20 protein-coding genes are annotated in these 20,275 nt (G+C 67.5%); 12 read left to right on the top strand and 8 right to left on the bottom strand.

The window, feature by feature from the left end:
• Nucleotides 1-10 precede the first annotated feature (10 nt).
• The 4 genes from DZC73_RS11690 (at nt 11) to cynS (ending at nt 4,887) form a co-directional block, all read left to right on the top strand.
• Nucleotides 11-1,111 carry a diguanylate cyclase gene (locus DZC73_RS11690; protein ID WP_124540442.1) on the top strand — a complete coding sequence of 367 codons (1,101 nt, stop codon included), beginning with the start codon at nt 11-13 and terminating at the stop codon, nt 1,109-1,111.
• Nucleotides 1,112-1,283: 172 nt separating this feature from the next.
• Nucleotides 1,284-2,786, top strand: a complete 1,503-nt coding sequence (locus DZC73_RS11685; protein ID WP_124540441.1) for an ATPase domain-containing protein — start codon at nt 1,284-1,286, stop codon at nt 2,784-2,786.
• A 20-nt stretch (nt 2,787-2,806) separates the two neighbouring features.
• Entirely contained in the window at nt 2,807-4,342 is a 1,536-nt protein-coding gene (locus DZC73_RS11680; protein WP_124540440.1) for a hybrid sensor histidine kinase/response regulator, read from the top strand.
• Nucleotides 4,343-4,443: 101 nt separating this feature from the next.
• Nucleotides 4,444-4,887, top strand: a complete 444-nt coding sequence (gene cynS, locus DZC73_RS11675; protein WP_124540439.1) for a cyanase — start codon at nt 4,444-4,446, stop codon at nt 4,885-4,887.
• Between the two features lie 7 nt (nt 4,888-4,894).
• Here the strand turns inward: cynS and mltA are convergent, their stop codons facing one another.
• The 8 genes from mltA to DZC73_RS11635 form a co-directional block, all read right to left on the bottom strand.
• Nucleotides 4,895-6,064: a murein transglycosylase A gene (gene mltA / locus DZC73_RS11670; protein WP_235835093.1), complete on the bottom strand. Its 1,170-nt coding sequence runs from the start codon at nt 6,062-6,064 to the stop codon at nt 4,895-4,897.
• Between the two features lie 126 nt (nt 6,065-6,190).
• Nucleotides 6,191-6,565 (bottom strand): Co2+/Mg2+ efflux protein ApaG, encoded by a 375-nt coding sequence (apaG, locus tag DZC73_RS11665; protein ID WP_124540437.1) that lies wholly within the window; start codon nt 6,563-6,565, stop codon nt 6,191-6,193.
• Between the two features lie 59 nt (nt 6,566-6,624).
• The gene (locus DZC73_RS11660) at nt 6,625-7,830 is read right to left on the bottom strand and encodes a sigma-54 interaction domain-containing protein (RefSeq protein ID WP_124540436.1); all 1,206 of its coding nucleotides are present in this window, start codon (nt 7,828-7,830) and stop codon (nt 6,625-6,627) included.
• 31 nt (nt 7,831-7,861) lie between these two features.
• Nucleotides 7,862-8,581: an energy transducer TonB gene (locus DZC73_RS11655; protein ID WP_198414839.1), complete on the bottom strand. Its 720-nt coding sequence runs from the start codon at nt 8,579-8,581 to the stop codon at nt 7,862-7,864.
• Between the two features lie 7 nt (nt 8,582-8,588).
• Complete coding sequence (locus DZC73_RS11650; protein WP_124540435.1) at nt 8,589-9,029, bottom strand: ExbD/TolR family protein; 441 nt, start codon at nt 9,027-9,029, stop codon at nt 8,589-8,591.
• Between the two features lie 7 nt (nt 9,030-9,036).
• Nucleotides 9,037-9,465: an ExbD/TolR family protein gene (locus DZC73_RS11645; RefSeq protein WP_124540434.1), complete on the bottom strand. Its 429-nt coding sequence runs from the start codon at nt 9,463-9,465 to the stop codon at nt 9,037-9,039.
• A 28-nt stretch (nt 9,466-9,493) separates the two neighbouring features.
• Nucleotides 9,494-10,252, bottom strand: a complete 759-nt coding sequence (locus DZC73_RS11640) for a MotA/TolQ/ExbB proton channel family protein (protein WP_124540433.1) — start codon at nt 10,250-10,252, stop codon at nt 9,494-9,496.
• Between the two features lie 93 nt (nt 10,253-10,345).
• Nucleotides 10,346-10,816, bottom strand: coding sequence for a rhodanese-like domain-containing protein (locus tag DZC73_RS11635; protein ID WP_124540432.1), 471 nt, complete (start codon nt 10,814-10,816; stop codon nt 10,346-10,348).
• A gap of 2 nt (nt 10,817-10,818) precedes the next feature.
• Between DZC73_RS11635 and DZC73_RS11630 the strand changes: the two genes are divergently transcribed.
• From DZC73_RS11630 to rpe, 8 genes are all read left to right on the top strand, one after another.
• Complete coding sequence (locus DZC73_RS11630; protein WP_124540431.1) at nt 10,819-11,013, top strand: hypothetical protein; 195 nt, start codon at nt 10,819-10,821, stop codon at nt 11,011-11,013.
• A 94-nt stretch (nt 11,014-11,107) separates the two neighbouring features.
• Nucleotides 11,108-13,870: a TonB-dependent receptor gene (locus DZC73_RS11625; protein ID WP_198414838.1), complete on the top strand. Its 2,763-nt coding sequence runs from the start codon at nt 11,108-11,110 to the stop codon at nt 13,868-13,870.
• 190 nt (nt 13,871-14,060) lie between these two features.
• Nucleotides 14,061-16,535 (top strand): DUF1549 and DUF1553 domain-containing protein, encoded by a 2,475-nt coding sequence (locus tag DZC73_RS11620; RefSeq protein WP_124541107.1) that lies wholly within the window; start codon nt 14,061-14,063, stop codon nt 16,533-16,535.
• Nucleotides 16,536-16,552: 17 nt separating this feature from the next.
• A complete protein-coding gene (locus DZC73_RS11615) occupies nt 16,553-17,971 on the top strand; it encodes a DUF1501 domain-containing protein (RefSeq protein ID WP_124540430.1) in 1,419 nt (472 codons plus the stop codon).
• 58 nt (nt 17,972-18,029) lie between these two features.
• Complete coding sequence (locus DZC73_RS11610; protein ID WP_161974547.1) at nt 18,030-18,353, top strand: cytochrome c; 324 nt, start codon at nt 18,030-18,032, stop codon at nt 18,351-18,353.
• 9 nt (nt 18,354-18,362) lie between these two features.
• Nucleotides 18,363-18,764: a hypothetical protein gene (locus tag DZC73_RS11605; protein WP_124540428.1), complete on the top strand. Its 402-nt coding sequence runs from the start codon at nt 18,363-18,365 to the stop codon at nt 18,762-18,764.
• 37 nt (nt 18,765-18,801) lie between these two features.
• On the top strand, nt 18,802-19,278 hold the full coding sequence (locus DZC73_RS11600; RefSeq protein ID WP_198414837.1) for a c-type cytochrome: 477 nt from the start codon (nt 18,802-18,804) through the stop codon (nt 19,276-19,278).
• Between the two features lie 58 nt (nt 19,279-19,336).
• Nucleotides 19,337-20,026, top strand: coding sequence for a ribulose-phosphate 3-epimerase (gene rpe, locus DZC73_RS11595; RefSeq protein ID WP_124540427.1), 690 nt, complete (start codon nt 19,337-19,339; stop codon nt 20,024-20,026).
• Nucleotides 20,027-20,275 lie beyond the last annotated feature (249 nt).

The raw sequence follows: 20,275 nt of genomic DNA, 5'->3' as shown, positions 1-20,275 counted from the left end.
CGCTCGCCGCGTGACCGCCCCCACGATCGCCACGGCCTTGCTTGGCACGGATCCGCACCAGCGCATCCGGCTTCTGCAAACCGCCATCGCATCGCTGCTGATGTTCGCAGCGGCCGCCGCGGTCAACTACCTCGTGTGGGTGGGCATCACGCCGGTTTGGCAGGGTGTGGTGTGGACCGTGTTCACGCTCGGCACCTTCGCTGGCTTCCTCCTCTTCATCCGGCTGGGCTTCAACAGGGGCCTTGCCGACCCATCGCTGTCCGCGGCGCAGATGGTCATGGCCATGCTGGTCAGCGTGTGGGCCTACGCGATCGCCAATGCCGGCCGCGGCGCGGTGTTCCCGGCGCCCATGCTCACGATGATGTTCGGCATGTATGCGCTCACGCCGGGGTCCATCCGCCGCATCGGCTGGTTCGCGGTGATCGTCTTCGGTGTCGTGATGGGCGTGATGACCCAACTCAAGCCCACGGTGTACGAACCCCGGGTGGAGCTCGTCCACTTCTTCGTCTTCAGCGTGATGATCCTCACCGTGTCCTGGCTGGCCAGCCAGCTCTCGCGGCTGCGCAACCGGCTGCGCACGCAGAAGGCGGAACTCGCGCATGCGCTGGAGCGCATCCAGGACCTGGCCACGCACGACGAACTCACCGGCCTCTTCAACCGCCGCCACATGCAGGACCTGCTGCACCTGGAGCACCAGCGCTGCATGCGATCGGGCCACCCGTTCTGCATCGTGATGCTGGACCTGGACCACTTCAAGCGCATCAACGACGCCCACGGCCACGCCGGGGGCGATGCGGTGCTGCGCGCCTTCGCCGATGAGGCGAAGGCCTGCATCCGAGCGTCCGACGCCATCGCCCGCTGGGGTGGCGAGGAATTCCTGCTGCTCATGACCGACACGCGTGCCTCGCTGGGCAAGCTGGGCGTGGAGCGGCTGCGCGAGCGGGTGACCGCCTTGCGCCCGCCGGGCGTGGAGTCGTCGCTGCCCATCACCCTGTCGGCCGGGCTGGCCGAGCACCGGGCCGGCGAGCCCATCAGCGAGACCATCTCGCGGGCCGACCAGGCCGTGTACCTCGCCAAGGCCCAGGGCCGCAACCGGGTGGTGATGGGCTGAGGGCCCGGTCCGCCCCTTGAATTCCTGTTCGCTTTTCGCGCGTCACCTTTGGGGTGGGAACGCCGTTTGCCGGCACAAGTTCGGGTGCGGCCTCCCTGTGGCCGCATTCAAAAACTATGGCGCATGGCGGCCGGCCGACCAAGATCGGGCCGGCCTGTTTCGAGAGGGCGTGATGAGCAAGGAACCCACATCGGCAACCAGGGAAGACGACACCGTCTCTACCGGGATTTCCACCTTCGACGGCATCCTGGGCGGCGGCCTCACCCGCAACCGTTTCTACATGGTGCAAGGCGTTCCCGGCTCGGGCAAGACGACGCTGGCCCTGCAATTCCTGATGGAGGGCGCCCGGCACGGCGAGTCGGTCCTGTACGTGACGCTGTCCGAAACCGAAGAAGAGATCCGCGCCGTCGCGGCCTCGCATGGCTGGTCGCTGGACGGCGTGCAGGTGCTGGAGGTCATCCCGTCCGAAGAGGCCTTGTCGCCCGAAGAGCAATACACCGTGTTCCAGCCCGACGAGGTCGAGCTGAGCGAGACGACCAAGGCGATCCTCGGTGAAGTGGAGGCGCGCAAGCCGGTGCGGGTGGCCTTCGACTCCCTGTCGGAGCTGCGCCTGCTGGCGGGCAGCCCACTGCGCTACCGGCGGCAGATGCTGGGCCTCAAGCAGTATTTCGCGGGCCGCAAGTGCACGGTCATCGTGCTGGACGACTTCACCGGCACCGACGACGACCCGCAACTGCAGAGCATCGCCCACGGCATCATCGAGCTGGACCAGGAGACGCCGCTGTTCGGTTCGGCGAGGCGGCGGCTGCGCGTCATCAAGTACCGCGGCCGGCAGTTCGTGGGCGGCTACCACGACTTCCGCATCGCGCGTGGTGGCCTGCAGGTGTTCCCCCGCCTGGTGGCGTCCCTGCATCGCCAGGCCGAGACCCTGGGCGGGGCGCTCAGCAGCGACGTGCCCGAGCTGGACCAGCTGCTGGGCGGCGGCCTCGAGCGCGGCACCAGCACCTTGCTGTCGGGTGGGCCCGGCACGGGCAAGTCCACCATCGCGGCGCAATATGCCGTGGCGGCTGCGCGGCGCGGCGAGCGGGCGGCCATGTTCCTCTTTGACGAAAGCGCGGCCACCATGAAGAAGCGCCTGCAGGCGCTGTCCCTGGATGTCGAACCGCTGATGCGCTCCGGCCGGCTCACCATGCAGCAGATCGACCCGGCCGAGCTCTCGCCCGGCGAATTGATGTGCACGGTGGCGGGCGTGTCCAGCAACGAGCGGGCGTCGGTCGTGGTGCTCGACAGCCTGAACGGTTTCCTCAACGCCATGCCGCACGACAAGGTGCTGAACGTGCAACTGCACGAGCTGCTCACCTTCCTCGGGCAGCAAGGCACCGCCACCTTGCTCGTGGCGGTGCAGCGCGGGCTGATCGGCATGGCCATGGACAGTCCGGTGGACGCCAGCTACCTCGCCGACACCGTGATGCTGCTGCGCTACTTCGAACTCAAGGGCAGCATCCGGGGCGCGATCTCGGTGCTCAAGAAGCGCAGCGGCCCGCACGAGCGCACGATCCGCGAGTTCGCCATCGGCCCGACCGGCCTGCGGGTGGGGCCGGCGCTGGACCGCTTCCACGGCGTGCTCACCGGGGTGCCCAAGTACCTGGGCGACGCCTTGCCCTCCATGGATTGACGCGAGCGGCGGGGTTGGGGATGGACGACAAGCGCGAACAACGCAGCCTGGTGCTGGCTCCGTCGGGCAAGGACTCTTCGCTCATCGCCGGAGCACTGCAGCGATCGGGCATCCTGGCGCATGTCTGCGCCTCGGTGGAAGAGCTGGTGAGCGAAGCGCGCCTGGGCGTGGGAGCGATGCTGGTGGCCGAGGAGGCCTTGGTGAAGTTGTCCCTGCGGCGCTTGATGCAGGAGCTGATCGAGGACCAGCCCTCCTGGTCGGACCTGCCGGTGGTGCTGTTGGCCAAGGCCGGCCTGCCCACCCGGCTCCAGCTCGACCTGGGCCGCACGCTGGGCAACGTCACCCTGCTGGAGAGGCCGGTGCCCAGCGCCACGCTGGTGAGCGCGGTGCGCACGGCCTTGCGCACGCGCGAGCGCCAGTACGCGACGCGCACCGCCGACCGCCGCAAGGACGAATTCCTCGCCACGCTGGCGCACGAGCTGCGCAACCCGCTGGCACCGATGACCAACGCCCTGCACCTGGTCAAGCGCGGCGACGCCACTGCGTCCGTGCGCGATTGGTCGCTGGCGGTGATGCAGCGCCAGCTCCTGCAGATGACGCGCCTGGTGGACGACCTGCTGGACGTGGCACGCATCTCCCAGGGCAAGGTGGTGCTGCAGCGGCGCATCGTGGATGCACGCGAGGTCATCCGCAATGCCGTCGAAGTCAGCGCACCGCTCATCGAGGCCATGCGCCACACGCTGGTCATGACGCTGCCCGAGGAGCCCGCGCGCGTGGATGCCGATCCCGTCCGGCTGGCGCAGTGCATCTCCAACCTGCTCAACAACGCCGCGAAATACACGCCCGAGGGCGGCCGCATCGAGATCGATGCGGAGTGTGTCGGCATGAACCTGCGCATCGCCGTCGAGGACGACGGGCTGGGCATCCCGCCTTCGGCGATGGAGCAGCTCTTCCACATCTTCTCGCAGGTGGGCCGTTCCAAGGACCATTCACGCGGCGGGCTGGGCATCGGCCTGTCCATCGTGAAAGCCTTCGTCGAGCTGCATGGCGGCACGGTGTGGGCCGCCAGCGATGGCGAAGGCCGCGGCTCGACCTTCACCATCCACATGCCACTGGTCGAGTCCTGCGAGGATGTTTCCGTTGCGCTGCCCGGCGCGGACACGCGCCGCGAGGTGCAGCCGCACCGCATCCTGGTGGTGGACGACAACATCGACAGCGCCGACAGCCTGAGCCTGCTGCTGACGGCCTGCGGGCACAAGGTGAGCAAGGCCTACACCGGGCAGGGCGGCATCGAGGCAGCGAGGGCCCATCCGCCGGACCTGGCCATCCTGGACATCGGCCTGCCGGACATGTCCGGCTTCGACCTCGCTGCGCGGCTGCGCGAAGACGAAGCCACCGCGCATACCGTGCTGGTGGCCTTGTCGGGCTGGGGCCAGAAGATCGACAGGCAACGCTCCGCGCAGGCGGGCTTTGCACATCACTTGGTGAAGCCGGCGGATCCGGCGGCGGTGCTGGAACTGATCCAGTCCGCGGCGCATACGGTGCCCAGCCCGTAGCCTGCCCATCGAGGCTCGGATATTGCAGGGCCGGTGTCCAGACGCCGGCGCGGCACTGTTGTGGCGCGTGCCGGACCATCCACGCACCAAGGAGAACCGCCATGAGCCGACTGGACGTCACCGAGAAGATCATCGCCACCAAGGTGGCCAAGGGCATCCAATGGGGCGACGTCGCGAAGAAGGTCGGGCTCAGCAAGGAATGGACGACGGCCGCGTGCCTGGGCCAGATGACGCTCGACGCACGGCAGGCGGGCATCGTGGGCGAGATCTTCGGGTTGAGCGATGCCGAGCAGAAATGGCTGGGCGTGGTGCCGTACAAGGGCTCGCTGCCCACGCAGGTGCCCACCGATCCGCTGATCTACCGCTTCTACGAACTGGTGAGCGTGTACGGCACGACCTTCAAGGAGTTGATCCACGAGGAGTTCGGCGACGGCATCATGAGCGCCATCGACTTCAAGATGGACCTGCAGCGCGAGCCCAACGATGCCGGCGACCGCGTGAGCATCACGATGTCGGGCAAGTTCCTGCCCTACAAGACCTACTGAGCAAGGCTCACGACCGCGGCCACAGCACCCACATGCGCAGCGGCTGCTTCATGCGGCCGGCCTGCTGCTCGGCCTGCTCGCCCCAGCCCCAGAAGTAGTCGGCGCGCACCGCGCCGGTGATGGCGGTGCCCGTGTCCTGCGCCAGGACCACGCGCCGCAGCGGTGTGTTGGACAGCGGCTCCGTGGTGTCCAGCCACACCGGCGTGCCGTAGGGAACGCTCTGTGCATCGACCGCGATGGAGCGGCCCGGCGACAGGGGCACGCCCTGCGCACCGCGTGGGCCGGCGGCCGGATCGGGAATGGGTTCTTCCTTGAAGAAGACCACGCGCGGGTTGCTCCACAGCAGTTCGTTCACCCGCTTGGGGTTCATGCGCGCCCAGGCCTTGATCGCGGGCCACGACGCCTGCTCGGGCTTGAGCTCGCCCTGTTCGATGAGCCACTTGCCCACCGACTTGTAAGGCTGGTCGTTGTGGCCGGCAAAGGCGGCGCGCACGAGCTTGCGCGTGCCGTCGGCCTCGGTGATCTGCAAGCGGCCGCTGCCCTGGATCTGCAGGATGAGTGCATCCAGCGGGTCGGCCACGAAGGCCAGCTCGTGGCCCTTGAGCTGGGCCTGCACGCCAGCCTGCGTGTCCAGCTGCTGGCGCGTCCACCAGGGCTTGCGCGTGGCAAGGTCGGCGGGGGTCATGTACAGCGGCACGCGGAACGGGCCCTGGGCCGTGCGGCGCGCTTCGACCAGGGGCTCGAAGTAGCCGGTGGCCAGGCCATCTGTCGCGCCTTCGAGGGATTCGACGCGGTAGGGCGACAGCCGCTGCTGCAGCCAGGTGCGCACCGCCGCATCACCGGCCAGCGAGGCACCGGACTTGCGAGCATCGCTGCACAGGCGGGCCCATTCGAAGGGCGGCTTCTCGCAGCTGCGCATGAGGGCGGGCCACAGCTCGCTGGTGCGGTCGCTGTCCCAGCCTGGAAGGTCGTTCCAGTCCACCGCGACCCAGCGGGCGCGGCTGCGCAGCAAGGCGGTGCCTGGGGAAGGGGCCGACGCAGGCGGCGCAGGCGCCTTGGCGGCCTTGTCCTCCACCGGCACGCGATCGTCCAGCGGAACGGACGAGCAGGCCGCCAGCGCTCCTAGAATGAGCGCCGGCCACGCGAGGCGGGCTGCACTTCGAAACGACATAGCCATGTGGGTGATTCTGCTGGAGGCCCTGGGCGCGATGGCGCTGCTCATCCTCATCGTGTGGTGGACCATGTTCTCGGGCCGCAAGGGCGGCGAGCGGCGAGGGCCCGACGAGCGCTGAGCGGCGCGGGCCTAGTGCAGCGACGAGGCCGTGGTCAGGCCGAATTCCGCGATGGGCGTGTCGAAGGGCCGCGCATCCTCGGTCATGCAGAAGTAGGTGCCGCGCATGGTGCCGTTGGGCGTGCCCAGGCGCGTCCAGCTCGAATACTCGAACTGCTCGCCCGGCTTGAGCAGGGGCTGGTGCCCCACCACCGCCAGGCCGCGCACCTCCTCGGTGTGGCCGTCGGCGTCGGTGATGATCCAGTGCCGCGCAATGAGCTGCGCGGTGACATCGCCGGTGTTGTGGATGGTGACGGTGTACGCGAAGGCGTACTGCCCCGCGTCCGGCTGCGATTGCTCGGGCAGGGGCCGCACGGCGACGCTGCACGTGAACTCGGGTTTGGGCATGCGGCCATTCTAGAGGTGCAGCCCGCCCGGGCGCCCCACACGGCGAAGGGGCAGGGCGATCAAAGCACCGGCGAGCAGGCGGTCTGCACCGCCTCGTGCGGCAGCGTCGGCGGTTCCGCGTCGTCTGCGTCCTCATGCCGCGCGCTCAGCAAGCCATGGCGCTTGAGCAGCGTGCGCAAGGTGTTGCGCGTGATGCCCAGCAGCCGCGCCGACTGGACCTGGTTGTTGCGCGCATGGGCGAAGGCGTGGTGGACGACCAGCCGCTCGATGGTGTCGAAGAGCTCGGGAGGGCGCGACTCGATCAGCCGGCCGAGTGCCCGCGTGAACTGCTCGATGGGCGGGGCCTCGGCAGGCGTCGGCGTGGTGGCCGGCGCGGGCAGGGGCGCCCCTGCGGCGATGCCGGCCGAGGCGTTCGCCTCGACGCCATCGACAGGCGCCGCCGTCGCGCCCAGCCGCAGCAAGGGCGAGAAGCGGAAGTCGCTGCCGCGAATCACGCCGTCACGGCACACGATCAGCGCGTAGTGGATGACGTTCTCCAGCTCGCGGATGTTGCCCGGCCAGCCATAGCTCAGGAGCGCGCTCTGCGCCTCCTCTGACAGGCGCGGCTCCAGCATGCTGAGCTTGCCCGCATACATGCCGATGAAGTGGCGCGCCAGCGGCAGGATGTCGCCGGTGCGCACCCGCAGCGGCGGCAGGTTCACCGACGCCACGCTCAGGCGGTAATACAGGTCGGCGCGGAAGTGCTGCGCCTCCACCGCCTGGTGCAAGTCGACGTTCGTCGCCGCCACCAGCCGCACGTCCAGGGGCACCGCGCGGCGCGAGCCCAGGCGCACCACCTGCTTTTCTTGCAGCACGCGCAGCAGCTTCACCTGCAGCGCCGGCGGCAGGTCGCCGATCTCGTCGAGGAAGAGGGTGCCGCCGTTGGCCGCCTCGAACCACCCGGCACGCGCCTGCGATGCGCCGGTGAAGGCGCCCGATTCGTGGCCGAACAGTTCGGCGTCGATCAGCGTCTCGCTGAAGGCGCCGCAGTTCACCGCGAGGAAGGGCCCCTTGCGTCCGCTGCGCTTGTGGATGTGCCGCGCGATCAATTCCTTGCCGGTGCCGGTCTCGCCGATCACCAGCACGGTCGCCTCGCTGCGCGCGATGCGCTCCACCTGCTCCAGGAGCGCCATCGAGCGCGCGTCATGGAACAGCAGGGCCTTGGCGCGGATGGACAAGGCCATGGACGCGGCGTCGGGGAATGTGAGCAGGTTCGTGTCGGACATCGGTGTGCGTTCTGGAAAGCGGACTGTTCCTCTAGGGCTTGAACTGCACGTCCAGGTTGACCTGGACGTCTTCACCGCCGGACGAACACTTCAGCCGCTTGATGGCCGGCTGGATGTACTTCGTGTACTCCTTCGGACCCGACAGCTGCACCACGTCCACCACCTGGTTGCCACGGATGGTGAGCCGGCTGCGCACGGTGCCGGCGATGCCCACGCGCTCGAAGGCGTCGCCCAGCATCTGCTCGATGACGGCCTGGTAGCCGGGGCAGGCCACGCTCACCTCTTGCCTGGCCACCGGCTTGGGTGCGGGGGGCGCCGGCGGTGGCGGCGGTTCGATGACCACCGGCTCCTTGGGCGGCTCCGCCTGCACCGCGACGATGGGCGGAGGCGGCGCGGCCACCTGCACTTCCGGCGGCGGCACGTAGGCCGGCGGCGGAGGCGCCTGCACCTTGGGCGTCTCCTTGATCTTCTCCACCTTGGGCGGCGGAGGCGGCGGCGGGGGCGGCGCGACCTCGGGAATGATGCTCATCGTGATGGGCTTCTTCACGATCTCGATCGCCTGGCGCGCCAGGCCCGAGGCCAGCGCCCAGCCGATGAGCACGTGCAGGGCCACCACCACCGCGAGCCCGGTGCCGCGGCTGCCGGCCTTCTGGCCGGCCAGCGGATCGACGGGGCGCTGCAGTGGCACGGCCGGCAGCGGCCGGTGCGGAAGGTCCAGCACCCCGCCTTGTGGAAGAAGAACTGCGCTCATGGAATCCTCACTGGTCGATGAACTGTTCGCTGCCCACCACGCCCAGCTTTTGCAGGCCGGCCTGGTTCACGGCCACCATCACCTCGGCGAAGCTGTCGTAGCTGGCGTGCTTGTCCGGGCGCACATGCACCTCGGGTTGCGTGGTCTGCGTGGCGATGGCGTGCAGCCGCGCCTGCAGGTCCGGCGTGCCGGCCAGCGGCGTGCCGTTCCAGTGCACGACCTTGTCGGCACCGATGTCGATCTGCACCACCTCCGGCTTGATGTCGCTGGGTGGCGGCGTGCCCACCGGCAGGTTGAGGTTGACCGAATGCAGCTGGATCGGGATCGTGATGATCAGCATCACCAGCAGCACCAGCATCACGTCGATGAGCGGCGTGGTGTTGATGTCGGCCACCGGTTCGTCCTGCGTCGGCTGGCGGCGCGCCTTCTTGTGTCGTTGGAGGCTCATGTCGGGCTCAGGCCTTGGACGGCGGTTCGGTGATGAAGCCCACCTTCGCGATGCCCGCGCGCTGGCAGGCCAGCACCACGCGGCCCACCGGGGCGTAGTCGCCGCGTGCATCGCCGCGGATGTGCACTTCGGGCTGCGGGTTCTGCACCGACACCTTCTTGAGCCGGTCCACCAGGGCCTGCGTGCTGCCGAGCTTCGCGTCGAACCAGTAGATGCCGCCCTTGTCGTCCACCGAAATCACGATGTCCTGCGGTTTGCTCTCGCGCACTTCGTTGCGCTTCTTGGGAAGGTCCACCGGCACGGAGGTGTTCACCACCGGAATCGTGATGAGGAAGATGATGAGCAGCACCAGCATCACGTCCACCAGCGGCGTGGTGTTGATGGCGGCAACCACCTGTTCTTCGCTGCCGCCCGAGGCGGGAATGTTCATGGCCATGGTGCGTGCTCCCGTCGATGTACGGGCCTCAGGCCGGTTGTGCGGAGCTGCCCAGCAGCACCGAATGCAGCTCGCCGGAGAAGTCGCGCACGTCGTCCATCACGCTGACGTTGCGGCGAAGCAGCCAGTTGTAGCCCAGCACCGCAGGCACTGCCACGGCCAGGCCGATGGCCGTCATGATCAGCGCCTCGCCCACCGGACCCGCCACCTTGTCGATGGAGGCCTGGCCGGCCACGCCGATGGCGGTGAGCGCGTGATAGATGCCCCACACCGTGCCGAACAGGCCGATGAACGGCGAGGTGGAGCCCACGGTGGCGAGGAAGCTCAGTCCGCTGGACAGCCGCCGCTGCACCCGCTCGGTGGCGCGGTGCATCGACAGGTCCACCCAGTCGTTGAAGTCCACCTGGGCATGCAGCCCGCTGTGCTTGTGCGTGGCCAGCAGGCCGCTTTCGGCGATGAAGCGGAAGGGGCTGTTGTCGGACAGCTTCTTCGCGCCGGCCTGCACCGAGCCTGCGTTCCAGAACTCGCGCGCCGCGGCCTTGGACTGCACGCCGATGCGCAACTGGTCCAGCAGCTTGGTGATGATGACGTACCAGCTGCCGATGCTCATGACCGCCAGGATCACCAGCACGCTCTTGGCGACGAGATCGCTTTGCGTCCACAAGGCGGTGAGGCCGTACGGGTTGTCGGTGGCCTCGCCCGGTTGAGCATAGGCAAGGGCGCTGGCCGCGAGCAGGGCCGCCGCGGTGGCGGCGCTGCGCAGCGTGAAGAAGGTGTGGCGCTTCATGGATGCGGGTGGATTGCGAACGATTGGAGGGTGGCAGTGTGGCCATCGCACTGCCGGGCAGGAAGAAAGACTTTTGCAGATGCTTATTCGAGCTCAGCGCGCTGGTGCAGAAGCGGGGCGTGCCGGCGGCTGGATGTGTGCCACGGCCTTGCCGCCTTCGTGTTCGTAGTCCTCCGAGCCGGTGGCGCCCGCGATGGTGAAGCCGCGGCTGGCCAGCAGGTCACCGGCGGCGCCGGCGCGCTGCGCATGGTTGGATACCGTCACGATGGCGCGGTCCTTCGGCAGGTAGGCGAGATGCTTCTCCAGGTCCTGGTTCTGCACGTTGACGAACACCGGGAAGCTGCCGTACTTGATGAGCTCGTCGGGCCGGCGCACATCAAGGAAGAGCACCTTCTCGGGCTTGGCGAGCAGGGCATCCACCTCGGCCTGGTTCAGGCGCTTGGTCTTGTACTTCCAGGGTTGCGGCTGCGAGGCGGCCGCAGCGGGCGCCTGCTGGGCGAAGACACTGAAGGAAGCCAGGGCAATGGCGATGGCGGTGGCGGTTCTGGCGAAAAGGTGTTGCATGGATGAATCAAAAGAGTCGTGTTGACAACCGGGTGGTGCAGCATCCATGCCACGGCACCACGATCCAAATTCAAGCAGCACAAAAGCTGGATTTTCAGCAGATCTTCAACGGGGCCGCTGCACTTGCAGCGATGCGTGTTGCCCGACTGTTCCTTTCCCAGCAAATGCTCCCGATCCCTGGGTGCAGCCTCATTTGAATATCCGTTTTCATGATTGGCTGCACCTTGCGGTGTCCGATACGGTTCACCCCCTCACAAGACCAGATTCCAAACATCCGAGAGGGGTTTTCACGTGAAGCGCAAGTCCGGTTGGCAACAGCAACCCAAGCATCGGTTCCGTCTTTCACCCATTGCCGCCGTTGCCGCCGGCCTGGCCATGCTGGCATCGAGTGCCGCGCAGGCCGCTGATGCAGCCCCTGCGCCCGCAGGATCAGCCAGCGCGCCGGCCGCCGATGCGCCGGCCGAAGCACCCGCGCTGGACGCCGTGGTCGTGCGCAGCCGCAACCGCATCGAGCGATTGCAGGACGTGCCGCTGTCCGTCTCGGTGGTGCAAGGCGCCGAGCTCGACCGCCTGAGCGCCTACGGCATTGATGCCATCACCAAGCGCGCGGCCAACGTGTCGTGGAACCTGGGCAACCAGCGCACCAGCAGCCTGTCCATCCGCGGCGTGGGCAAGATCGGCCAGACCGAGGCGCAGGACCCGAGCGTGGGCACCATCGTCGACGGCGTGAACTTCGCCTACAACGCGCTCACGTCGAGCTTCGATTTCGTGGACGTGGACACGGTGGAAGTCACGCGCGGTCCGCAGGGCACGCTGCTGGGCAAGAACACCAGCCTGGGCGTCATCAACATCACCACGCGCCGGCCGTCCTTCACGCCCACCGCCGACTACTCGCTGGAATTCCGCCAGCGCGACGGCCTCTTCGCCACCGCGGCCCTCGGCGGCCCGGTGGTCGATGGCCTGCTCGCCTGGCGCGGCACCTTCTCCGTCAACCGCGGCCAGGGCGACATCGTCAACCAGTACAACCGCGACATCACCTACACCAACACCGACCGCGTGTCGGGCCGCGTGCAGTTCCTCTACACACCGACGCCCGACTTCAGCGCCCGCGTGGCGGTGGACCTGCAGCCACGTGCGGGCGAGACGACCAACGGACGCACGGTGTTCACGCCGACGCCCACGACCTTCTCCAATGGCAGCGTCAACAGCCTGGCCACCGACAACGGCACGCGATTGCAGCGCCGCTGGTTCACGCAGAACACCGGCTACACGCTGGCCGACTACTACAATGTGCTGAGCAACGACAACCAGCGTCCGCTGGTCACCGGCAGCCGAGGCGCCGCCGCCGAGCTCAACTGGAAGCTGGCCGGGCACACGCTCACCTCCATCACCGCCTACAAGGACTACCACTTCGACGCAGTGAACGACGAAGGCACACCCTTCGACGTCTACCGCAATGCCGGCGGCTTCTGGAACGACTACCGGCAGGTGAGCCAGGAGCTGCGCATCAGCTCGGCCGCCGGCGGCTTCCTCGACTACCAGGGCGGCCTCTTCCTGATGGACGTGCACAACGTGGCCGACTACCGCCGCTGGTGGGGCGACGACGCCGGCGCCTGGTTCGCCACGCCCGCGCAGTACAACCGGCTGGATGCCGATGCGGCCGGCCGCGTGCTGCTGCTGAACTCGCTGGCCAACGTGAAGACCTCCTACAACTCGCCCACCGGCGTGCAGGACATCCGCAACAAGAGCGCCGCGGTCTTCGCGCAGGCCAACTGGCACCTGAGCGAACCGCTGACGGTGACCACCGGCCTGCGCTTCACCCGCGAGGACCGCAGCAACGCCGGCCGCTCGGAGATCACGAGCAATGGCAGCGCGCCCGAACTCAATCCGTCCATCGTCAACGGCGTGGGGCTCGGCGGCTTCGACTCGTTCTACAACACCACGTCCACCGCCAAGTGGGTGCTCAACGGCAACGTGGTGTCCGGCGCGTTGCCGGGCGCCGTGAACGTTGCGCCGGGTACCGTGGCGCTGACCACCGACACCACCAACGCGGCCTTGCTCGCGCAAGCCAATGCCCAGGCCGATGCCGCCGCGAGGAAGTACTTCGGTGCCGCGAACTGGGCGGCCCTCACCGATGCGCAGAAGCGCCAGCTCGCCGATGCGCAGGCCATCCGCAAGTCGCAGGTGGGTGTGCTGTTCACGCAGCGCCAGGCCGAGGGCTTCCGGTCCACCCAGCCTGCGCTGGTGCTCAGCCCCACCTACAAGTTCAACACCAACCTCACGGGCTACGTGTCGTACCAGCACGGCGAGAAGGCGGGCATCTCTCAGTTCGTCAACGGCGTGTCGTCGCTGGTCAAGCCGGAGAAGACCGACGCCTACGAACTGGGCTTCAAGTCGGCGCTGCTGAACAAGACGCTGATCCTCAATGCCGACGTGTTCCTGATGAACATCAAGGACTACCAGCAGTCCGTGCGCGTGGTCGATGAATACCTGACGGCGCTGAACAACGACGGCACCACCTACTACACCTCGGCCACCGGCAACGTGCCCAAGGTGCAGGTCAAGGGGCTGGAGGTCGACGGCGTGTATGGTGGCATTCCCAACCTCACGCTGCGCTTCTCGGGCGCCTACAACCGGGCGATCTACAAGGAGTTCCCGAATGCCGCGCAGCCGGTGGAAAACGGCTACAGCGGCGCACCGGCCTACCGCGACATCAGCGGCCAGCCGCTGGCCGGCGCACCCAGGTACAGCTTCAACATCGGCGCCGACTACCAGCGCCCGGTGTTCGGCGGCGAGAAGGTGTTCCACGCCAGCGCCAACCTGGCCTTCTCCAGCAGCTACTACTCCGACGTGCTGCTGTCGGCGTACTCCGGGGTGCCCAAGAGCACGACGGTGGACGCCGCGGTGGGCCTGGGTTCGCGCAGCAAGAGCTTCGACGTGAGCCTGGTGGTGAAGAACCTGTTCAACGACGACACCGTGCGCAACCAGACCTGGAACAGCTACACGCCGGCCATCCCGCGTTCGGTGGGCATCCAGTTCGTCGGCAAGCTGTAGTGCTGGCGCATCGGCCTGCTGCGATCGAAGCAGGCCGATGTTGAGTGCCGTGCACCGGCTTGCCTCGATCGCAGCGGCGCCTCCCGCAAACCCAGCACAAACACCCCGTTGCATCGTGGCGCACTTGTTGCAGAGACAGCCTGTCCGCCTTTCCCGCCTTTCGTTTCCACCGTCCGTCCGAGAACGCTCCATGACCAAGAAGACCGCCATCCTTGCCGCCGCCCTGGGCCTGGCTGCCGTGCTGTCCTTCGCTGCCGACGAGCCCGCCGCGCCCACACCCACATCGGCCTCCAGGCCCGATGCGAAGAAGGCCTGGGCCTACCAGCCCGTGCAGCGCCCCGCCGTGCCCGAGGTGAAGAACAAGGCCTGGGTGCGCAGCCCGGTCGATGCCTTCGTGCTGGCCAAGCTGGAGGCGAAGAACCTCAAGCCTTCGCCCGAAGCCGACCGCGCCACCTTCATCCGCCGCGCCACGCTGGACGCCTGGGGCCTCATCCCCACGCCGGAAGAGGTCAAGGCCTTCGTCAACGACAAGTCGCCCAAGGCCCACGAGAAGCTGGTGGACCGCCTGCTGGCCTCGCCGCGCTACGGCGAACGCCAGGGCCGCCGCTGGCTGGACCTCACGCGCTACGCCGACAGCGACGGCTACAACGCCGACGGCACGCGGCCCAACATCTGGCGCTATCGCGACTACGTCATCGAGGCTTTCAACCAGGACAAGCCCTTCGACCGCTTCGTGAAGGAGCAGCTCGCCGGCGACGAACTGTGGCCGGATGACCGCAAGGCGCTGATCGCCACCGGCTTCCTGCGCAACTTCCCCGACGAGATCAACGCCCGCGACCTGAACCTGAAGAAGCAGGAGGTGGCCAACGACCTCACCGACACGGTGGGCTCGGTGTTCCTCGGCACGACGGTGGGCTGCGCGCAATGCCACGACCACAAGTTCGACAAGATCTCGCAGAAGGAGTACTACCAGCTGCAGGCCTTCTTCGTGAACGCGAGCTGGCGCGACGACATCCCGGCCGTCGGCGGCAAGGAGTACGCCGAGTACCAGGCCAGGCTCGCGAAGTGGGAAGAGGCCACCAAGAGCATCCGCGAGCAGCAGGAGGCGATCCTCAAGCCGGTGATCGACAAGCTGGAATCCGACCGCCTGTCGGGCTTCGTGCCGGAGACGCGCGTGTCCATCACCAAGCCCGAGAACGAGCGCAACGCCTACGACCGCTGGATCTACCACCGCAACCTGTGGACGATGTCCGGCCGCACGCGCAATGCGGTCAACCAGCTCAAGACCAAGGACAAGGACGGCTACGCCAAGTACGAGAAGCTGTCCGAGGAGCTGAAGAAGTTCGACAGCATCAAGCCGCGCGACCCGGGCGCCATCTCGGCCATGACCGAGCTGGGCCATGCCGATGCGCCGCCCACCTACGTGCTCTTCAAGGGCATCTACGATCGCAAGCTGGACGAAGTGCAGCCGGGCCTGCCGTCGCTGCTGGCCGGTGACACGAAGGTGGACATCCAGCCGACCGCCACGTCTTCCGGCCGCCGCACGGCGCTGGCCAACTGGATCGCCAGCGGCAGCAATCCGCTGACGGCGCGTGTCTTCGTCAACCGGCAGTGGGCGCAGTTCTTCGGCCAGGGCATCGTCGACACGGTGAGCGACTTCGGCAGGCAAGGGAGCAAGCCCACCAACCCCGAGCTCGTCGATTGGCTGGCCGACAACTTCGTGAAGGACGGCTGGAGCGTGAAGAAGCTGCAGCGGCAGATCTTCCTGTCGAGCACCTATCGCCAGGCCTCGGCCGCCCGCAGCGATGCGCAGGCCGTGGATCCGACGAACAAGCTGCTGTGGGCCTTCCCGCGCCAGCGCCTGGATGCCGAGCAGATCCGCGACTCGCTGCTGGCGGCATCGGGCCTGCTGGAAGAGAAGATCGGCGGTCCCGCCGTGTTCCCGCCCATCCCGGTGAACATGGACAACCGCAATGCGTGGACGACCTCGGAGAACCCGCACGACCACAACCGCCGAAGCGTCTACGTCTTCGTTCGCCGCAACACGCCGTACCCGCTGCTGGAGACCTTCGACTGGGCCAACCCGCAGATCGTGCACAACAAGCGCGAGGTGACGACGACCGCACCGCAGGCGCTGGCGCTGATCAACAGCGACTTGGTCTTCGAGTGGTCCAAGGCGCTGGCCGGACGCGTGATCCGCGAGGCGGGAAGCAGCGAATCGGCGCAGATCGACCGGCTCTTCCAGATCCTCTATTCGCGCGCACCTGACGCCTCCGAGAAGAAGCGCCTGACCGCATTCCTGGATGCACAGGAGGCGATCACGAAGCAGCAGCTCGCAGCCGGCAAGAAGCTCAATGCGCCCGAGGGCTATGGCGTCGCGCCCGAGCTCAACACGCAGATCGACAAGCTCTTCCAGGTGAGCTACGGCCGCGGCGCGGACCGCTTCGAGAAGGCGGCCTTCCTGCAGTTCCTGGAAAAGCAGCAGGAGAAGAAGGCGAAGTCCGCCGGCGCAGGCGCTGACGAGGACGCCGACGACAAGCCTGCCGAAGGCACCGCGATCGCGAAGAAGGCGGCGTCGTCCAAGCTCAACCCGGCGCGCGCCGCGGCCTTCGTGGACCTGGTCCACGCGGTCGCCAACTCCAACGAATTCACCTACCGCTTCTGAGAACGAGGACATCCACCATGAGCCACACATCGCGTCGTGACTTCCTGGCCCAGTCGCTGGCGGCTGCCAGCGCGGGCTTTGCCCCGGCCCTGGGCCTGAACGCCGCCTGGGCGGCCGAACTCGATCCGCAGGCTCCGCGCGAGCCGCACTTCCCGGCCAAGGCAAAGGCCGTCATCTGGCTGCACATGGCCGGGGCCCCGAGCACGCTGGACCTGTTCGACTACAAGCCCGACCTCATCAAGCTCAATGGCACGCCGCTGCCGGACTCGTTCGCCAAGAACCTGAAGACCGCCACCGACGGCGGCGTGGGCAACCTGCTGGCCACCAAGCGCACCTGGAAGCAGCACGGCGAGACGGGCGCGTGGGTGTCGGACCTGCTGCCCAACCTGGCCAAGCAGTCGGACCACATCGCCTTCCTGAAGGGCTGCAAGACCGAGGGCAGCACGCACGTCATCTCGTCGCTGAAGCTGCACACCGCGGGGCTGGTGCCGGGGCGTCCTGCCTTGGGTTCGTGGGTGCAGTACGCGCTGGGTTCGGCCAACGCCGACCTGCCGGCCTTCGTGGTGCTGCCCACCGGCAAAGGTGCGGCCGGTGGCGGCCGCGGCCAAGTCATCTGGAGCTCGGGCTTCCTGCCCGCGGCTTACCAAGGCACGGCTTTCCGCCAGGGCGACTCGCCCATCCTGCACCTCGCGCGGCCGGCGAACGTGACCGAGCCGGAACAGCGCAACACGCTGGACCTGCTGCGGGCGCTGAACGATTACGAGGCCCGCAACCGCCCCGGCGACACCGAGCTGGAAGCGCGCGCCAAGTCCTACGACCTGGCCTACCGCATGCAGACCTCGGCGCCTGAAGCCGTGGACCTGGGCAAGGAAACCGCCGCCACCAAGGAGCTCTACGGCCTGGGCACGAAGGAGACCGACGAGTACGGCACCGCGCTGCTGCGCGCCCGCCGGCTGGTGGAGCGCGGCGTGCGCTTCGTCCACGTCATCTCCGGCGCGCCGGACAACAGCGTGGACAGCTGGGACGCGCACAACGGCATCGAGAAGAACCACAGCGTGATGAGCAGGCAGGTGGACAAGCCGATCGCCGGCCTGCTGGCGGACCTGAAGTCGCGCGGCCTGCTGGACTCGACGCTGGTGGTGTGGACCTCGGAGTTCGGCCGCACGCCCTACGGCCAGAGCGGCGACGGGCGCGACCACAACCCCTGGGGCTACACGAGCTGGCTGGCCGGCGGCGGCATCAAGCCGGGCACCTATGGCGCGACCGACGAGATCGGCCTGCGCGCGGTCAGCGGCATCGTGGACACCTACGATCTGCAGGCCACCATCCTGCACCAGCTGGGCCTGGACCACCGCCAGATCACCTTCCAGTACCAGGGCCGGTCCGAGCGGCCGACCTCCGTCTTCGGCGATGTCGTGAAGGACATCCTGGCCTGACATGCGACGACATGCGACTGCTCTCTTCGCCGTCCTCCTCGTGCTCGCGGGACACGTCATGTCCGCGCAGTTCGAGGTGGACAGCGACCTGATGCGCAACATCGAGGACACCACCAAGAGCCTGGATTCCAACGTGTCGCTGAAGGACGCGAAGTCTGCCGCCGCCGAGGCGAAGGAACTGGCCACGCTCTTCGCCCAGGTCGAGGACTTCTATGCCCGCAAGGGCGATGCGACCGATGCCGTGGGCTTCTCGCGCAAGACGCACGACCTGGCCGAGCAGGTGATCAAGGCAGTGGACGCCGGTGACTACGACACCGCGTCCACCACCGTCATCGCGCTGGCGCGCTCGTGCAAGTCCTGCCACGAGGTCTACAAGAAGTAGGTGCCGGCCATGTCCCGACTCTCGCTCGCGGCCGGGCTGGCCGCCGTGGTCCTCGCGCCCTTCGCCTGTGTGCCCCTCGCCCGTGCGGCGAGCGTGCTGGACTTCGATGTCTGGATGCGTGCGATCGACAAGCGCAGCGTCGCGGTGCAAAAGAGCATCGCCAGGCGCGATGCCGTCGCCGCGCGTGCCGACGCGCAGGAGATCGAGCGGCTCTACGCCCTGATGCAGACGTACTTCGTCGATGCCGGCAATGCATCGGACGCGGTGCAGATCTCCAGGGACGGCAAGGACCTGGCCTCCTCCATCACCGGCCTCGTGGATGCGCAGGACTTCGACGGCGCCAGCCAGGCGGCGCTGCGCATCGCCCAGGCCTGCAACGACTGCCACGACGCCTACAAGCCTTTCAAGTAGTCCCCCTTCCAACCACGACCCTCCACGACCCATGACCATGAACAAGCGAATTCCCTTCCTGCTCGTGCCCATCGTCGCGCTTGCTGCGCTGGCTTCTTCCGTCGCCGTGGCCCAGCAGGCACCCAAGCCCGAGAACCTCATCAAGTGGCGGCAGTCCGCCTACCAGGTGATCGCCTGGAACACCGGCCGCATCAAGGCCTCGGTGGACGGCAACTACGACAAGGACGATGTCATCAAGGCGGCCAACACCATCGCCGCGCTGGCCAACACCGGCCTGGGGTCGCTGTTCCCGGCCGGCACCGAGACCGGCAAGGGCTGGCACGACACGACGGCCAAGCCGGAGCTGTTCAAGGACGGCGCGAAGGTGGGGGAGCTGAATGCGAACTTCGCCAAGGAGGCGAACGAGCTGGCGAAGGTCGCGCTGACGGGCGACGTGGGCGCGATCAAGGAACAACACGGCAAGTTGACGAAGGCTTGCAAGGCATGCCACGACAACTTCCGCAACGCGAGCTGATAGGCCCCCCAAGTCGCTTCGCTCCCCTGCGTCTGACCGGTCCCCTAAAATCCTGGGGATGAGCACGCCCGTCTATCGCATCGCCCCCAGCATCCTTTCCGCCGACTTCGCCCGGCTTGGGGAAGAAGTGAGAAACGTCATCGCCGCCGGCGCTGACTGGATCCACTTCGATGTGATGGACAACCACTACGTGCCCAACCTCACCTTCGGGCCGATGGTGTGCGAGGCCTTGCGCAAGCATTCGGTGAAGGCCGACGGCACAAAGGTGCCGATCGACGTGCACCTCATGGTCAGCCCGGTCGATGCGCTGGCCCAGGCCTTCTGCAAGGCCGGCGCCGACCTGGTGAGCTTCCACCCCGACGCATCGACGCACGTGGACCGCACGCTGCAGCTCATCCGCGCCGAAGGCTGCAAGGCCGGCCTGGTGTTCAATCCCGCCACGCCGCTTGATGTGCTGGAGTGGGTCATCGACAAGGTGGACCTCGTGCTCATCATGAGCGTGAACCCCGGCTTCGGCGGGCAGGGCTTCATCCCCTCGGCGCTGAAGAAGATCGAGCAGGCACGCCGCATCATCGACGCGAGCGGCCGCGACATCCGCCTGGAGGTCGACGGCGGCATCAAGGTGGACAACATCCGCCAGGTGGCGGACGCCGGCGCAGACACCTTCGTCGCCGGCAGTGCGATCTTCGGCAAGCCCGATTACGCCACTGTCGTGGCCGACATGCGACGCGAACTGGCCGTCAAGTAACGCTTTGTCTGGCGCGTCTTCGCGCCCCATCTGCGCTGCAACCCGCGCCACGCCTTGCTGTGCGTGATGCGCCCGTCATGGTCCCGTCATGACGAGGTCTGTCGCTTCCGTGACTGCGCTGCTTTTTGCTTGATCGCCTACACCTAAACGGCAACCAATGGAGGTTGCCGATGGTTTCCGCGATGTGCACTTAGTCACAAATGCGCTAAGTTCGCGCGGCGCCGCCATTGCGAGTAGGGCGTGATGGCT

The sequence above is a fragment of the Rhizobacter terrae genome (assembly GCF_003852895.1).
GTDB lineage: Bacteria > Pseudomonadota > Gammaproteobacteria > Burkholderiales > Burkholderiaceae_C > Albitalea > Albitalea terrae.
Note: the sequence above shows the minus strand (reverse complement) of the source record. Positions and strands in the feature narration are given on the sequence as shown.

Bases quoted from the DNA above. Each gene is read 5' to 3' on its own strand.
- DZC73_RS11685 (WP_124540441.1), top strand. From the start codon at position 1,284: ATGAGCAAGGAACCCACATCGGCAACCAGGGAAGACGACACCGTCTCT.
- DZC73_RS11680 (WP_124540440.1), top strand. From the start codon at position 2,807: ATGGACGACAAGCGCGAACAACGCAGCCTGGTGCTGGCTCCGTCGGGC.
- cynS (WP_124540439.1), top strand. From the start codon at position 4,444: ATGAGCCGACTGGACGTCACCGAGAAGATCATCGCCACCAAGGTGGCC.
- mltA (WP_235835093.1), bottom strand. From the start codon at position 6,064: ATGGCTATGTCGTTTCGAAGTGCAGCCCGCCTCGCGTGGCCGGCGCTC.
- apaG (WP_124540437.1), bottom strand. From the start codon at position 6,565: ATGCCCAAACCCGAGTTCACGTGCAGCGTCGCCGTGCGGCCCCTGCCC.
- DZC73_RS11660 (WP_124540436.1), bottom strand. From the start codon at position 7,830: ATGTCCGACACGAACCTGCTCACATTCCCCGACGCCGCGTCCATGGCC.
- DZC73_RS11655 (WP_198414839.1), bottom strand. From the start codon at position 8,581: ATGAGCGCAGTTCTTCTTCCACAAGGCGGGGTGCTGGACCTTCCGCAC.
- DZC73_RS11650 (WP_124540435.1), bottom strand. From the start codon at position 9,029: ATGAGCCTCCAACGACACAAGAAGGCGCGCCGCCAGCCGACGCAGGAC.
- DZC73_RS11645 (WP_124540434.1), bottom strand. From the start codon at position 9,465: ATGGCCATGAACATTCCCGCCTCGGGCGGCAGCGAAGAACAGGTGGTT.
- DZC73_RS11640 (WP_124540433.1), bottom strand. From the start codon at position 10,252: ATGAAGCGCCACACCTTCTTCACGCTGCGCAGCGCCGCCACCGCGGCG.
- DZC73_RS11635 (WP_124540432.1), bottom strand. From the start codon at position 10,816: ATGCAACACCTTTTCGCCAGAACCGCCACCGCCATCGCCATTGCCCTG.
- DZC73_RS11630 (WP_124540431.1), top strand. From the start codon at position 10,819: ATGAATCAAAAGAGTCGTGTTGACAACCGGGTGGTGCAGCATCCATGC.
- DZC73_RS11620 (WP_124541107.1), top strand. From the start codon at position 14,061: ATGACCAAGAAGACCGCCATCCTTGCCGCCGCCCTGGGCCTGGCTGCC.
- DZC73_RS11615 (WP_124540430.1), top strand. From the start codon at position 16,553: ATGAGCCACACATCGCGTCGTGACTTCCTGGCCCAGTCGCTGGCGGCT.
- DZC73_RS11610 (WP_161974547.1), top strand. From the start codon at position 18,030: ATGTCCGCGCAGTTCGAGGTGGACAGCGACCTGATGCGCAACATCGAG.
- DZC73_RS11605 (WP_124540428.1), top strand. From the start codon at position 18,363: ATGTCCCGACTCTCGCTCGCGGCCGGGCTGGCCGCCGTGGTCCTCGCG.
- DZC73_RS11600 (WP_198414837.1), top strand. From the start codon at position 18,802: ATGAACAAGCGAATTCCCTTCCTGCTCGTGCCCATCGTCGCGCTTGCT.
- rpe (WP_124540427.1), top strand. From the start codon at position 19,337: ATGAGCACGCCCGTCTATCGCATCGCCCCCAGCATCCTTTCCGCCGAC.